This window comes from Bacillus sp. RZ2MS9, assembly GCF_001816185.2.
Taxonomy (GTDB): Bacteria; Bacillota; Bacilli; order Bacillales; family Bacillaceae_G; genus Bacillus_A; species Bacillus_A cereus.
The window spans coordinates 3115569-3131537 of the sequence record NZ_CP049978.1; the positions used below are offsets into that span (position 1 = coordinate 3115569).

A 15969-nucleotide genomic window follows, 5' to 3' on the forward strand; every position below is an offset into this window, starting at 1 on the left:
TTCTTATCTTTCAAGTTACCTTGCTGGAATTGGCACAGTATTCATAACGAATCCGCTGCCGAGGTATCATAGGGCCAGTCCCTCCACCTCTCGTGATAAGAATTTTCATAAAATTATATTAAATTATTTTTTATTCTAAGTTCATTCCAAGTAAAAGTCAAGGAATTCCTATCTGAATTTACCGAATATCTAAAAATCCTTTTAATACACCAATTGTCTCAGTTGCTTGCAGTCTTGCACATACGTACGGAAATTCCGTACTACCTTCAAACATCATTTGAGATGTAAGCGGTGCGCCTGCCCAGAAGATTTCATCATCAATTACGATAAACGGGAATGCTTTATTTTGTCTTTGTAACTTTACATTTTTCATTGGAACTGGTCCATCACTATAAACTGTTATTTGCGCATTTGTACGCATTAACGCTTGCCATACTCGTTTATCCACTTGTTTTGTACTTGGAAGTGAAATAATAATTTTTCGTTTTGCGGCTAAAATATCTTTTAATACCCCTTTCGTTTCCTCAAGATTCATTTCCATAAACCAGCGTAAACGTTTCGAAATTTTTCGTTCCCACAATTGTCTTGATGTCGTACGATCATACACATCTCCATGACGTTCTATATGAGCTGTTAATTGTGATAACGCTTGTTTTCTCGAAAGGTTTTTACGCATATAATGACAATCTGATAATTGAATGAACTTCCCTCTCGCCCTTGTCACTGCAACATTGACGAGGCGATGGTTTTTATGGTCAAAGAATAAAACGCCTGGTCGTTCTTGCGGATAGCTATCCACTGTATCAAATATCATCATATCTCTTTCAGAACCTTGAAACTTATGAACCGTCGCCGCCAAAACTGGTATATTTTGATATTTCGTTCTCTGCAATATTTCCCTGATACACGTTGATAAAAAGCGGGATTGTGCCCTGTAAGGTGTAACAACACCTATCGATTGAACACCATCTAACAGTCCGATTAACATCATTTGCATCGCTACTAAACCAGACATAATATTAAAACGAGAACCTGAAGCAGCGTCTTTTAACGAAAAGGCGCCCATTAAGCTCGTATCAAATAAAACACTCGCCTCATTTGCGAATGGTTGCAATTGCGCAAGTTCTTTACGTTCTGAAACAGACGGATGATCGTATACTCTATTTTTATAAATAAATGAATTTGTAAACTTCGATATATCCGCATGCATACGTCTTTGTTCCTGCAACATAAAGAGGTTCGGATGTGCTTCTGATTTATTGACAGACTCAACAATCCCCGCATGGTAAAACATATCTTCCCCGAGCCATTTTCGAACGAGTTCATGATTCGCCATCGCAATTGGAGGTAACTGTAAAAAGTCACCACAAACGACGATGCGTTTTCCAAGTGATGCAGCTAATGCAATTTGCGGAACATATGCCATACTCACTTCATCTACGACAACTAAATCAAATGTACGCTCATAAATCAGTGAATCAATGGCACATTTCGATAAAGTCGCACCGATTACTTTTGCATTTTCAATATATTCTTTTTCTACTTCTTTAATTTTCGCTTTTTGCTTTCGAAGATCACTTTCAATCTCTTGTATACGCTTCTTATCAGCAGAAGTCGCTTTATATGATAAAATCTTTTCACGGAGATCTTGTCGTGCTTCCTCTAAATAGAGTCTTTCTTCTCCCCAAGATCCGTTCGTCGTTTCAACTAACTTCGATGCAAGCAACGTTTCATGATTTCGTATATGATCATGCTGGCTATAACCGTAACGAACAATTTCACCAGGCGTCCATTTCTTTTTCTTCTCAATTTGCTTCGTTACTTCACTCATTAATACGTCCACTGCCGCATTACTATGAGCTAACACAAGTACCGATTTTCCTTTTTGATAATGCGCCGAAATAATACGTGATAAATTGTAAGACTTCCCTGTTCCAGGTGGTCCCCACACGTATGTTGTCGGATTGTAAAACGAACGATACGCCAATTCATTTTTCGGATTTTTCATCTTCTCAATATGTTTCGGACTGCTCGTCCCATCAACAAGACGCTTTATACGATTACGTTTCAGCTTATCTTTACGTGCTTCTTTCAATCGCTCTTGTAGTTGCTCTAACAATTGCCACGGTTCACTATATAAAACCGCTTCTCTTATTTCACCTTGTATATAATCATTTAATTTCAGCTCTATTTCTAATCCATGTATAGATAATACTTCCCCTGTCGCTTCCTCACCATCGAACTCAATTCGAATGGGTGAACCTTCAGGTAAGCTTACTTCCGAAATAAGCTGAAATACGTATACTGTACTTTCATAATCTGTATATAAAAAACGACCGTTCATGATAGAAATTTTACTACCACCTATCGTTTTCCAATGTTTAATTTCATACGCTAATGCATAATGCCACTCTTTCATCGTTTCCGATAATGAAGGAGTTTGAGTAGTTGTATTCATCGTATAATCTCCTTCCTTCTCCCCAAACATACTTTCTCACTATACCATATAACACGCTAAAATTTGTAAGGTTTTTATCTTGCTTATTTTCTTAATTTTCAATAATATATTGTATATAATTTTCAGAAAGAAGGAATCTACATGCCAGTTAGAAGAATTGAACACGTTGGACTTATGGTTGCAAACTTAGAAACATCTATTTCATTTTATGAAGAAGTAGTCGGCTTACAGCTCATGAAACGTATGGGTCATCCGAATCCAGACTTAAAACTCGCTTTTTTAGGTGTAGAAGAATCAAAAGAAACGATACTAGAACTCATTGAAGGCTACAACTCTTCTCTTCCGGCAGAAGGAAAAGTACATCACATTTGCTTTAAAGTGGATTCATTAGAGGATGAGATCGAAAGACTAAAGAAACAAAAAGTAACCTTTTTACTAGGAGAAGAAATTGAAACATTACCAGATGGAACACGTTACATATTCTTCGCTGGCCCTGATGGAGAATGGATTGAGTTTTTTGAGACGGAGAGATAAAGTAAGACTTTAGGATAGAAAAGGAGCCGGAATTCCGGCCCTTGTTTTTAATGAAACATATTTTATTATAGGAATAAAAAGAAATAGGATATCCTCTCCTATTTCTTTTCTTAGTGTTATAAAAATCTTTCTAATAACTCTAACTTGCACAATGCTTCCCGTTAATATAATAGGCTGATTCTGTGAAAACTGTAAATACAACCTCTACTTCTGGAAGTCCAAAATCCATTACATATGTAGTAATGGCCTTGGCAAATCGATCACGAATTTCCTGTCCACGCTCGAACCATTTCACTTCAATAAGAGGAAACGCTTCTATTTCTTCTCCATTGAATACAAACGTAGAACTTGGTAGTTCCAAGGTGAAATTATCCGTACCACACTCACAGATATCTGCGAGTTCTTCTACTAATGGCTTGCTTATGCTTTTTAATTGTTCAGTAGTAATTCCACGAAACACAACATGCGGCATGTTATTCCCTCCGTTACATAGCTTTATATTTCCTCATATCATAACACAATTTATTTTGCTGCACTAACATCTATTCGTACATTTCAATGACATTCTTAAGAATGATCATATGTTATTGAAGCTAATATAATCAGGAGTTAAGGAAAAGCAGACTGATAGAATTAAAGGTGAAGAGGTAATACTTGACCTCAATTCTAATCGTCATATAATCAATGCCATGCACAAAATGACTCATCAAAAAGTATTATCTCATGAAAAGCAAGGATTTATTAAAATGACTCCAGAAAACATCGAAGCAGTACGTTGAGTAATTGATGAAAATAATAGTGGAACCTTACAACATAAAGAATAGTACCTCAAGATTTTGATTGGTTGGTATGAAGGCGATTTCTCCCTTATCGTTTTATGATATGCTAATAACATTTGGTAAAATACGGTATCTATAGACAGTCAAACACCTTTAAAGATACCTCGTCCAGTTCTTGCTGTTGCAAGATAAACAGCATATAATCAGTTAACCACCCACATTAGTAACGAACACATAAAGAAAAGGCATTCCAAATATGAAACGCCTTCTTTCGTTTTATAAAACCATCCAACACGCTGAACTTTTCAATTTAATATAATCACTCGTTTAACTAAAGAAATTGATTACGTGCATAACGCTCTTCTCACTTTTCTTGCAAAATTTAGTGGATCATCAACGTCTTCGATATTAACGTAAATTAAATTTGGATCATCACATAACCACTCATTGTGTATAGACGAAACGATTATTCCTTGTTTAATAATTGTCGCCACAAATTCAGTGACTTCTTTTTGTAAAAGTGCTACTCGGCCTAGGCATAATGCCCGTCCAGTTTTATTGTCTCGTGATTCGAATGAAAAGGAAGTTGTTACTCTAAAACGTTTTCCCAAGATTGTGGCTCGTATTTCATCACGGTTTATTGTTGCCACGCATTTCCCACCAGCGAATCCTTCTTGACCGCCAATGATTCTTGCAAACTGTTGACAAATTGATTCCTCATTAACCGCCATACCTTTAATCATTCCTCCTTTTACTATTAGATTATGAATTCATACATAGGTCTGAAACGGCAATGAATCTAATCTATTATAAAAAAATGATGGCGATCTACCGAAAGCTATTAACTCAATTATTCTTGATCGTATGAATTGTTATCAGAGTTTAAATGGTGCAGAATTTTTATTTTATGCCTAATGGACATCGGAGACTGAAAGCAAAACTCAGCTATTATAATGGTAAGACATTTTTAAAAAGCATAAAAAAGACACCCTAAGGTGCCATCCTCCGACTTGAGAATTATATCTATGTATGGAGAAATTTAGAAAAGACAAATACAAAAGAGAAGATTCTAACTATAATTTATAGAACTCTTATGCTATGACTTACTTACATATTTCCTTATTTACCAGAAGAAGAATCTCAGTTACATTATTTTCTGAACAGTCTCGTTAAAGCCATCCCAAGAAATCCAGCACCCATTCCTATTAGCCATCCAGTTTGGGCATTTCCTAACATAGATCCCACTCCTCCACCAAGAAACATACAGCCAACGAATACTAATCCTCCAATTCCCCAATTCGGCCGTTCCATAATTCAATCACATCCTTTCAATAAAATATATGCGATTAGCTAACTCAACTTTCTTCCTTAAGATAGTTCATTACTTTGCTTAGGTTTAGCACTTCAGGGAATTCATAAGATGCGAAGCTTGAGTCATTTATATAGATTGTAGAAATACGGGTATCAATCGTTATTAAAAATAACTGACGCATTTTAAACATCATCGATTTTATCATTTTGGACAACCTATTCTGTTAAATTGATATACATGCGAAAAAACTATCAAAATAAAACCCCAGAAATCCAAAGGTCTCTGGGGCTCCATTATATATTTAGCTCTTTTTGCTTTTTGTTTTGTTTATGTCTATACAGCAATTTTCGGCTTATTAGAGAAATCACTAATAAGGTCAGAATTAATAAGATAAGTTGCATAAATGATAAATCAAAATATTTAGCACCTGTAACGATTAAAAGTGTAGAAATCGTGCCTTTTACAACGAAAAAAATAATAACCCATAATCCGCCTTTTTTCCAGTTCATTTTATATTACCCTTTCCTACGTTTAAATTCTTAAAATATTTAATGATAGTTCTTAAATGTGACAACTTAATAGAAATCTATTATATTAACAAAAAATTCATGTCTAATTAAATACAATGATTCTATATTAAGTGAAAATGATATTCATTGTCAATTTTATTGACTATTTGAATACTTATTATTTCTTTCTACTTTGTTTCTTATAAGCAATACGCTCTTGTATTCAAACAAAAACACCTCCATTGCATTTGCACACTTAGTATGCGAATGCAAGAGGTGTTTTTTCATATACCATCAGGTAAGATTTCCTGCTTTGTTTATTTCTTGATACATAGCTATTTTTTAATACACAATAACTGGATCATACGTGTTCAAACTATCATATACAGTTTTTGCAACATTAGGAAGAAGGTTCACACACCCACCTGATCCTCCTGTTAAATAAGCATTATTTCCCCAGTCTTTGCGCCAGCCGGCATCGTGGAATCCTTGACCACTATTTGTGAACGGAACCCAGTAATCTACTTTAACCGCATAATCAGCTTTTCCTACTGCGTTACCTCTTAGCGTATATGGTGTTCGTTTATATAGGACGTACCACACACCTGGTGATGTATCTTCACCAGTACTATGTTTACCAGTTACTACATTTGTTGTAACAACTAATTTTCCATCTTTGTAAATCCAAATTTGTTGCTCTGCAATTGAAACTTCTGCATACGTGTCTCCGATGCCATTATTCGATGTTGTTTTATAACCGATACCTTCCTTCTCCCAACCATTCCCGTGAATATTAGAAGCAGAAAGCGATTTTTCGCCTTTCTCAAAGGCTTGTTGAACTTGTTTAGTTTCTTTTTCAACATCTAGTGCCCAGCCGTATCCTTCTCCTTTTACTGATATGACTGAACCGGAATGAGTTTTAAATGAGAAATCTTTATTTAATGTTGATTTGGCATTATTAATTTCAGTAATTTTCTTCTTAATGTCACTCGCATCAATTGTAACTTTCATATCCTTTGACATAGAGGCATTTTGAATTAAATCTTTCGCTTTTAAAGGATAAACTTCATCCTGCACTTTATACTCAACAGACTGCCCAAGAAGATTCTGTAGTGCTTTCTCCTCTTTTTTGACAATCGGATCGTCTTCTTTAATAGGTTTTATGTATGCAGACTTCAGATGAATTTCGCTTTTATATTTTTGCTTATCATAATCTTTCAGTAGACTAGTAACATCATACTGTTTTCCTTCAACACTTTTCGAAATAACAATTTTCCCTTGTTCTAGCTTCGCCATAGCATCTTGAGGCGCTTTTAATTTCTCATTCATAGAGATGAGCTTTTCTTCTACAAGTTTTTTCATCGTTTCACTACGATACTGATCTGCCTTCTCTGGTAGCAATGAATAATTTTCTCCCTTTGAGGAAGGGAAAAATGTCCACTGGTTTTTTAATAGTTTCTTAACTTGAGGCAAATCTTTTTCCGTAAGTTCTGTTTTTGTATCTTTTTCATCTAAAATTTGTTGTTGATCAACATAGACTTTGTTTGCTAGTCCAGATGTCTTTAATTTCTGTATTGCCTGATCAGCGCTCAGACCACCAACTTTTGTGTCATTAATTGTAACATTCGAATTGAAGTGAGTTGCCTGATAATAACTCATTCCCCCAATAAGAAGTGCAATTACACCAATACCCGCTGCAATAAACTTCCAATTTGTATAACGTTTTTTTGATCTTACTCGTTTTTGATCAATTTCTTCAACTGATTCATTTGTTGTATTGTTGTTCATCAATCTTTCCCCCGTATGCATTAACGTCAAACGATTTTCAACTAAAATCATAAACTAGTGTACCTTATTTTTCCTAAAATTTCATTATTTCCGACCACATTTTATCGCAATTTAATGATTAAATTTAGATTTTTCAATAGTACGATGCATTGCACAGCCCTTTACAAGTTATAAAATGAAATTTCAATCAACCGTTATACCAAGGAAATTAACTACATCTTCTTTGGAAAACTTTTTCTCTTTACGCAAATACGAATTATATTATCCATTTTATGAACATCACCTCCTAATTTTGTCAAAAAAATAAACGATAGTCCTTCTATCTAAAATGTAGAAGGACTATCGTTTTTTCAGTTAGAGTATTTGTATAATCGTTTAAGTTTTTATTTCCTGAAGGTCAAACTTGATGAAGATGATGAAATTTCATCTCATAGCCTTTAAATGAAAACATTATGTTTTTTATGGCAACCAAGTTTATTTTCTTAGCTTGATGTCCCCCACATATCCAGCAGCCTAAGATGAAGTAAGAGTCTGTTCAACTAGATTTTTTCTAATATTTTTAGGAGCATCTTATTTCGCCTCGTCATATTTCACTAATTGAATTTAAAACACATCCGTATGCTATTTAGTAAAATTTACGATTCGAGACGTAATTATTGCAGTAATCAAGATAATACTAGCGGTTATCAAGCCAGATTCTCCAATCCAAATCTCAGTTTGATACCCTGTACTTGCACGTGTGAAAGGTCCTTGAATAATGGCATTCCAAGTAGCATGGATGATAACCGAAGGCCAAATGCTACCTGTGATAAGTCGTAAATAAGCTATAATATAACCGAATGGTACAATACAAAGATAGATACCAAGTACTGAAAGAACGACAGATGGTCCCGCTACATATAGACCAGCAATAACTATTGGAACATGCCACGTTGCCCAAATCAATCCACTAATAAGGATGGGCCGTGAAAACTCTGCATCGACTAGCCTTGTGAGCATATAACCTCGCCAACCCATTTCTTCTCCCAAAGCTGGGATTAAGCCAAGCAAACTTCCGAAAATGCCGCTCAATACTACTAGATAAATGAAGCTGAATGGTGCCGTTACATACTGAAGCCCAAGCATATTGTAGATCGGTTCTAAAATAAACATACCAACTTCGGGATACTGAAACCCCGCAATTCCGCTCGACCAGGCGATAGAATAAGTAATTCCACAAATAATCATAGGGATTAGCAGAGCAAAACCAATCCCTTTCCATATCTTTAAGTTACCGAGACTAAAAGATACATCTTTAAACCCTTCTTTCAGTATTATGCGAGTTAAAATAGAAGATAATGCTGGGGTAAACATATATACCACAATAAGTGGCATACTTTTCGTAATTATTATTACTACATTTAGGATAATTGAAGTAATGATTAAGATACTCAGAAAAAGTTGAAGTCCTATTTTAGCACGTTGGATTTTATCTTTATTGTGGAACGATTTTGCGTGTAATATCATTTTAATCCGCCCTTCCCCTATAATTCACTTGTTTATCGAATATACTTCTTGTCATTTCCACAGACACAACTTAGAATAAAAATATTTTTGTATACAAATTCATTCATCTTTAAAATCCCTCCCCAATTTATAATCTAGTCTTACTTACGACTCATCAATGTAATTATTATTTATAAGTTGTCATAGCGGATAGTACAAAAGTGTAATGATTAGTCTATGACCTGTGTCAATTAACCTTATGACAATATGTAACTAGAAAATATGATATGGGATAGATAACAATTGAATTAAGGCAATTGATTCGTGCAAGTACAATGAATCAATCTTGCTTTTACAAATAATTCAATTGAGGTGAAAAAAATGAATAAGAAAAGAATAATTGCAATGGTTAGTACAGCTTTATTAGTCACAGGATATGTAGAAGTAGGAAAGGCTCAAACAATAGCAGTCGAAAATTCAGGTCAATCAATCCAAAAAAATATAGTTAAATCTATACAATCACAGGCTTACCCATTAAAAACGATAGAGCCGTCAAAAAAATTTGAGGATTTAAAACCACTTAAGAAAATGATTGGGAGCGCACAATATGTAGGTTTAGGGGAGAATACTCATGGAAGCTCTGAAATTTTCACTATGAAGTTTCGCCTTGTGAAATATTTGGTTACTGAGATGGGTTTTACAAATTTCACAATGGAAGAAGATTGGGGAAACGGCTTAAAGCTAAATGAATATATCCAAACAGGAAAAGGAAACCCTAGAGAATTTTTAAACTTGTTATATCCTACTGATGAAATTATAGCCATGATTGAGTGGATGAAAGATTATAATGCTGATCCATCCACTAAAAAAAAGATCCAATTTATTGGGCTCGACTTAAAGGAGTTGGACCAAGGTTGCTTTAATAAAGTAATTGATTATGTAAGGCTGCATCGACCAGATTTGCTGGCAGAAGTAGAAGAAAATTATAAAGAATTGCCGTCTTTTACTGGAAGTTTACAGGAATATATGAAACTTGCTCCTGAAATAAAAGAAAAGTTCAAAGGAAATGCTGAGAGAGTATCCCAATTACTAAAAGATGAGAATGAGCAAGCCAACACAAAAATAGTTTCACCCGAGTACATCTGGGCGAAAGCAACGGCAAGTGCAATAGAGAAATTTACAACAATGCTAATTCCTAACGACCATCCAAGTCTGTTAAAGTTACATGAGCAATACATGGCCGATCATGCAATGTGGGCGCAAGAAACATTCGGTGGTAAAACGATGGTATGGGGACACAATATTCATATAGCTAAAGGAATTATCGATGATGAATCATACCCTTATGCTGCGGGGCAGTTTTTGAAGGAACGTTTAGACAATAATTATGTCACAATTGGTAGTACAACTACGGGGGGGGAATTTCACCTTATACAGTGAATATGATCCTTCCACTGGAGGTAAAATTACATCGCGTGCGATTCCACAAAATGTAAATAGTTTCAATTATACCCTCGGAAAAGTACCATATAACATGTTTTTATTGGATAACCGTCACCTTAAAGGACCAGCAGAGAAGTGGGTTAAAGCAAAAAGACCATTACTAAGTATAGGGGCACAACTCTTCCCCAACGAATCGGCATACTTTGATAAGTCATTGCTTGAGCAATTTGATATTATTTTTCATATTCGAAAAACAAGTCCATCTCATATTAAATAAAAGTACAAAACAATCCCGTTCTTGCAGATGCAAGAACGGGATTGTTTTATGGTGATTCATATAAGCATCTTTTTTAACCAGAATTAGGTTACTCTCCCCTTTTTATCATCATTTAAAAATGTCATATGACACTTTTACACTAGTGAGAATGACAAAAAAAGCAGTACAATTCGGTTATTACATAGATAGGAGCGAGAACTTTATGAAATCAAGATTCATCCAGAATGGTTATTTTTTATTGCTAACTTTCGTTACAGGGTTGTTTTATTTTTGTTTTTATCTAATAGCTCTGCTATTCAGTTTCACCCTTTCATTTACGGTAATTGGGATTCCACTAGTTATACGCGTACTACAGACTACGACACCTTTTATCCAATTCGAGCGCATACAGACGAAAATTTATACAGATATTTCAACAGACTCTTATGATAAAAGTATAACAATAGATACATCAAACTGGGCTCAGGTGAAATTAGTGCTTACAGATCGTCGTACTTGGTCTGCTGTCTTTTGGTTAATGCAGAAATTTGTGATTGGCATTTTTAGTATCATTTGTGCAACCATTTTTTATGTAATGCCACTTATGTTCTTGTTGGCACCACTACTGTATCGCTACATTGAAATGAATATTATATTCATACAGATAGATACTTTTACTAAGTCACTCTTTGTAATGTTTATGGGTATAGTATTTACCGCCATAAGTAGTAGAATAGTAGATCGTTTGACAAAGAAAATTGGAGGCTATACACGTAGCATGATTCGGCAACTAAATCGATAGAAGTTTGCCTTCTGTGAGAGAATTGCAGTGTAAAATTAAAAAGTATAACAATGTATGAAGGATTAATTTATAATATAGGAAGTAAAAAGGTAGGCTACTTAGGGGGTAAATGACTTGTTAGATATGGTTAAGTATTGGTTTTGGTACGATTGGATTATGTTAGGGATACGTCTACTTACTAGTGTGTCTATCATCCTAGCTACATTAAATTTTCAGGATGGTTTAACATTACCACTTTGGATTATTATTCTTTGGGAAATTATTGCCTTCTCTGTTCCATGGGTAGCCTTACTATTCAATTATAAATATTATTTGTTCACAGAAATACTGCTATATGGTGGACAATGTATATATTTAACCTCATTATTTCCGGAAGCTTACAACATATTTCTTATATCAGTGTTTCTAATTGCTGCGAATAGTAAGCATTTTTCCTATTATTGGACAGCTCCAATAACAGTTTTTATAACGACTGGAATTTTCTATGCGGTTGCGCCAAGTAATAGCTATTGGGTTATGGTCACCTATTATGGATTCGCATATGTAATGGGCTTCGCTTTTCATTTATTAATCGTCAATCATAAACAAAATGAATCAATTCGTAAACAAAACGCGGTACTTGAGCAATATATGTCTCAGATTGAACGCATCACACTGGCGGAAGAACGGAACAGACTGTCGAGTGAGCTTCATGATACAGTTGGTCACGCTTATACTTCTATTATTATGGGGATGGAAACGTTGCGCACCGAACTTGCTACTGAAATGGGTATACAGAGGCTAGATTCTCTGCTTGAAATGGGACGGAAAAGCATCGAGGACGTGAGAGGTTACCTACATCAAATGGATTCTCCATGTCAATCTCCTTCCTTGATTCAATCTCTACAAAATCTTGGAGCCGAATTTCAGGAGCACGCTCAGGTAAATGTAAGTTTTAGGACATTCGGAGAGGAATATCAACTATCTCGGCAAGCGAAGATCACATTCGTTCGTTGCTTACAGGAGTCCCTTACGAATGCAGTACGTCATGGTCAAGGGACTGAAATTATAGTTTCATTGCAGTTTGAACAACAATATACGAGGTTAGAAGTTCAAGATAATGGAAAAGGAAATGTAGAATGGCAGGAAGGCTTCGGTATGAATGCGATGAAAGAACGGGCAATGAACTTGCAAGGTCATTTGTCTGTATATACAAAGCCAGAGGAAGGAATGCTTGTTACATGCACCATACCGCGACAAACTGAAATAAAAGATGGACTTATTCGTTTGTTAATTGTAGACGATCAGCCATTTGTCCGGGAAAGTTTGAGGACACTACTCGATAGATATGAAGATTTAAATGTAGTCGGTTTGGCTGAGGATGGCAATGAAGCCATCGATTTGTGTGGGCGCCTTCAACCCCATGTTATACTTATGGATTTAGATATGCAGCACATGGATGGAATTGAAGCAACCAAAAAGATTAAGCAACAATGGCCACATATCCGCGTATTGATTTTTACAACGTTTCAAGATACCGAACAGGCAGTGGAATCACTTCGCAACGGTGCGGATGGTTTTTTACTTAAATCTATTGAAACGTTGGAGCTAGCCAATACGATCCGACTTATTCACAAAGGTGGGACACTAATTGATCAGGGAATGTCTCACAAAATATTTGAGAAGTTTGATGAGCAAAAAGAGACACCACAATCAAAAGCAGCCGTTTATGAGCTAACAGCTAGGGAGATAGAAATATTACAGCTAGTAGCAAAAGGACTTCGATACACTACCATAGCATCAAGGTTATATTTGTCAAATGGTACGGTCAGAAATTATGCTTCTACAGCTTATACAAAGCTAGGAGTCTGTAACAAAGAAGAAGCTGTTCAAAAGGCTCTAGAAATTGGAATTATTGAATAAAAAAGTGTTTTTTGTTTCTTTACAGCAAGATGAAATGTAGTTACAAAATACATAGAGGATAAACTTATGAATTTAATTGGATATCATTTTTTATAGGTAAATTTCTTGAAAAATTTAACCCTGTTTAAAAAATTTAAATAGCGTTGCTACATATTGAATGTAGCAACGCTATTATTTTCTATATTAGAAATTAGACATCTTTATTATTGCTATAGGGAAGGCTGTTTCAGGTCTTTTCACATGAAGATTCCTCTAAGCCAAATGCCCCCTCCCTAATACACTTGTTGCCTCTGAAAATAACTATTTAAAAATATGGTTGCTAATTTCATTTCAATCTTCCTTGCACCCAAGTGGCAATATTATTTATAACATACTCTGGGATATTAGCAGGCTATAATATTCATTCGATTGACTTAATTCTCCATCTCCTTCTGTAAAGAAGTGATTTCACTTTCGATACAGTCGATAATTAATGTTATCTCTCTCTTAATTGTTCTTTCCAAAAAGGATTATCTATCATTCTTTATGAATAACATCATTACATTGATCTTTTTTTCGAGAGTACAATTCCTTTATATAATTGAACTGTAATCAAGTAATAAATCGAGTAAATTACTACAAAAATAACAAGTGGTAAGCAAATACGAGAGTACGGATCGATTAAAATAGGACTAAACATGTTCATACCAAATAATATATGAGTAATCCCGACAATTGCTGGGAATAAAAATATGAAGTATAACTCTTTATAGATTGAGTTTGTTAATAATTCTCGGCGGACAACAATTTTACGAAACGTTTGATAACGTGCCACATCTTTTGATGCTCCCGACAGAACTTTAAACATTAAGCAACTTGCCATCGTTGCTAAAAATGCAACTCCAACGAAGAACTCCATAAACATTAGTCCGCTAGCAAAATCATGACTCACAATATTGTGACGAAAAACCGGGAAAATAATAATAACTAGTTACTATTATTATTTATTTGTCACTTTTAAAGCATCTAACACTATCTTGGTTGCTTCTGCAATAAGCTTATCATCGTATTTAGCATCCTCTTTATCATGATTAGAAAGTATCGCAAGAACAATTGGTTTTTTATTTGGTGGCCAAATAATTGCGATATCATTTCTGGTTCCATAAGATCCCGAGCCAGTCTTATCAGCTACTTCCCATCCTCCTGGAACTCCGGCACGAATTAAATTGTCTCCGGTAGTATTCCTTTTCATCCAATCTATTAATAAATCCCGTTTCTCAGTTGAAAGTACATCTCCTAGCGTAAAAGCCTGAAGACTAGTAGCTAATGCCTTTGGGGTACTAGTATCACGTACGTCTCCTGGAGGCACTTCGTTTAATTCTGGTTCAAAACGTTCAGGATTTGTAACGGTGTCTCCTACTTCTCTTAGTGATTTTTTGAATTCACTAGGTCCACCTAATTGTTTAAGAATAAGATTTTGTGCAGTATTATCACTATATCGAAGAGAAGCATCTGCAAGCTCTTTCAGGGTCATACCACTATCAACATACTTTTCTGTAATTGGATTGTAATTAACAAGATCTTCACGGGTATACAAAACTCTTTGATTTAGATCTTCTATTGATTTCTTTTGTAAAAGTACTCCCACAGCTAAAGCTTTGTGGGTAGATGCGTATGCAAACCGTTCATCTGATTGATAAGTAACGGTTTGATTCGTATCAGTGTCCAATGCATAAATACCGAGTTTAGCATCAAATTCTTTTTCAAGTTTAACAAAAGAATCATTACCAGTAATTTCTTGTTTGATTTGATTTGTTTGTTTCGTTTGTTTAGGTAATTCAGATTGAGTATTACCATCGGAACAGCCTATAAGCGTTGCACATGAAAGAAATACTACAGGTACCATCTTTTTGTAATGTAAAATGTTAAAAAACTTGTTTAAGACTATCATACATTTTCAACCTCTTTCAAGAATATATGTTTTTTTAGGTGTTATACATATCGATACAATTAAAGAGTGTATCGGATATCACTCTCTTGCATCTCACTTTTCATAAAATGAGTGAACTATCATGAACCCCTGTTTTATACGTATACTTAATAGACAACCTAAATAACAAGTTTGTTCCATTTTTATCAGTAGTCGTATCTAGAAACCTAAAAAAGTCCATTTAGAAAATCTAAATGGACTTTTTCACTCATATAATCCTATCTATAGTTAAACGAATAAGATTAAATAAATTTAATTTTTCTTATTTTATCTAATAAACTGTTTAGGCATTTCTTTAACGTGCTTATCGTCATCACGCCAATCATAGGTTTCTTTCTGTGAAACATCTAAAGTTTGATCTCCAATTCTAACAATATTCTTATTTACCCATTCAATATATGGATCTGTATCTGGATAGTTCCAATATATATTTTTCTCTGAATCTGTATCAAGGTTAACTAATTCACCCCTAACAGCATCCGCACTTAATGATCCTGCATTATGAAAATAAGTCTTGATGAGATATTTTCCATCTGGGGATTTCACTGTTCGAATGAATTCCCCTTTTGGAACACCTTGCAAACTAAAAAGTTTCCAATATCCAAATCCAATTATAATTACTAACATAGTAAGTATAGTTAGTAATACTTTTCTTTTTGTTTTTTTAATTTCACCTTTTGTATTTATAATACTCATTCAACTCCATTCCACAGAACGCATACCATATTATAC

At 34.7% G+C, this 15969-nt stretch carries 12 protein-coding genes, 4 pseudogenes and 1 riboswitch; of the genes and pseudogenes, 5 read left to right on the forward strand and 11 right to left on the reverse strand.

Annotated elements, in window-relative coordinates:
* Positions 1–102: riboswitch (SAM riboswitch) on the reverse strand.
* A gap of 76 nt (positions 103–178) precedes the next feature.
* A complete protein-coding gene (locus tag BHV55_RS15915) occupies positions 179–2488 on the reverse strand; it encodes an AAA domain-containing protein (protein WP_070756722.1) in 2310 nt (769 codons plus the stop codon).
* Positions 2489–2599: 111 nt separating this feature from the next.
* On the opposite strand from BHV55_RS15915, the gene BHV55_RS15920 reads away from it, so the two are divergent.
* Positions 2600–2992 (forward strand): VOC family protein, encoded by a 393-nt coding sequence (locus tag BHV55_RS15920; RefSeq protein ID WP_001145286.1) that lies wholly within the window; start codon positions 2600–2602, stop codon positions 2990–2992.
* Positions 2993–3131: 139 nt separating this feature from the next.
* Here the strand turns inward: BHV55_RS15920 and BHV55_RS15925 are convergent, their stop codons facing one another.
* Complete coding sequence (locus BHV55_RS15925) at positions 3132–3464, reverse strand: DUF1904 family protein (protein ID WP_001120970.1); 333 nt, start codon at positions 3462–3464, stop codon at positions 3132–3134.
* A gap of 130 nt (positions 3465–3594) precedes the next feature.
* Between BHV55_RS15925 and BHV55_RS15930 the strand changes: the two are divergent.
* Positions 3595–3813: pseudogene (locus BHV55_RS15930) on the forward strand (DUF6241 domain-containing protein); the annotation flags it as partial.
* 302 nt (positions 3814–4115) lie between these two features.
* On the opposite strand, the gene BHV55_RS15935 reads toward BHV55_RS15930, so the two are convergent.
* From BHV55_RS15935 to BHV55_RS15955, 5 genes are all read right to left on the reverse strand, one after another.
* A complete protein-coding gene (locus BHV55_RS15935; protein WP_001986336.1) occupies positions 4116–4502 on the reverse strand; it encodes a DUF1259 domain-containing protein in 387 nt (128 codons plus the stop codon).
* Between the two features lie 418 nt (positions 4503–4920).
* Entirely contained in the window at positions 4921–5082 is a 162-nt protein-coding gene (locus tag BHV55_RS15940) for a hypothetical protein (protein WP_000441008.1), read from the reverse strand.
* A 294-nt stretch (positions 5083–5376) separates the two neighbouring features.
* The gene (locus tag BHV55_RS15945) at positions 5377–5592 is read right to left on the reverse strand and encodes a hypothetical protein (RefSeq protein WP_001104104.1); all 216 of its coding nucleotides are present in this window, start codon (positions 5590–5592) and stop codon (positions 5377–5379) included.
* A gap of 342 nt (positions 5593–5934) precedes the next feature.
* On the reverse strand, positions 5935–7380 hold the full coding sequence (locus tag BHV55_RS15950) for a L,D-transpeptidase family protein (RefSeq protein ID WP_001064057.1): 1446 nt from the start codon (positions 7378–7380) through the stop codon (positions 5935–5937).
* 621 nt (positions 7381–8001) lie between these two features.
* The gene (locus tag BHV55_RS15955) at positions 8002–8886 is read right to left on the reverse strand and encodes a CPBP family intramembrane glutamic endopeptidase (RefSeq protein ID WP_070756724.1); all 885 of its coding nucleotides are present in this window, start codon (positions 8884–8886) and stop codon (positions 8002–8004) included.
* Positions 8887–9246: 360 nt separating this feature from the next.
* Between BHV55_RS15955 and BHV55_RS15960 the strand changes: the two are divergent.
* The 3 genes and pseudogenes from BHV55_RS15960 to BHV55_RS15970 all read left to right on the forward strand — a co-directional run bounded on the left by BHV55_RS15960 (position 9247) and on the right by BHV55_RS15970 (position 13268).
* Positions 9247–10585, forward strand: a pseudogene (locus BHV55_RS15960) (erythromycin esterase family protein).
* A 202-nt stretch (positions 10586–10787) separates the two neighbouring features.
* Positions 10788–11366 (forward strand): sensor domain-containing protein, encoded by a 579-nt coding sequence (locus BHV55_RS15965; protein ID WP_070756726.1) that lies wholly within the window; start codon positions 10788–10790, stop codon positions 11364–11366.
* Positions 11367–11480: 114 nt separating this feature from the next.
* Positions 11481–13268 (forward strand): helix-turn-helix transcriptional regulator, encoded by a 1788-nt coding sequence (locus tag BHV55_RS15970; RefSeq protein ID WP_070756728.1) that lies wholly within the window; start codon positions 11481–11483, stop codon positions 13266–13268.
* 325 nt (positions 13269–13593) lie between these two features.
* On the opposite strand, the pseudogene BHV55_RS15975 reads toward BHV55_RS15970, so the two are convergent.
* The 4 genes and pseudogenes from BHV55_RS15975 to BHV55_RS15990 form a co-directional block, all read right to left on the reverse strand.
* Positions 13594–13785: pseudogene (locus BHV55_RS15975) on the reverse strand (alpha/beta hydrolase); the annotation flags it as partial.
* Between the two features lie 21 nt (positions 13786–13806).
* Positions 13807–14202: pseudogene (locus BHV55_RS15980) on the reverse strand (ABC transporter permease); the annotation flags it as partial.
* A 45-nt stretch (positions 14203–14247) separates the two neighbouring features.
* Positions 14248–15198: a class A beta-lactamase gene (gene bla, locus BHV55_RS15985; RefSeq protein WP_000636458.1), complete on the reverse strand. Its 951-nt coding sequence runs from the start codon at positions 15196–15198 to the stop codon at positions 14248–14250.
* Positions 15199–15504: 306 nt separating this feature from the next.
* A complete protein-coding gene (locus BHV55_RS15990) occupies positions 15505–15933 on the reverse strand; it encodes a DUF5412 domain-containing protein (protein WP_000022538.1) in 429 nt (142 codons plus the stop codon).
* Positions 15934–15969 lie beyond the last annotated feature (36 nt).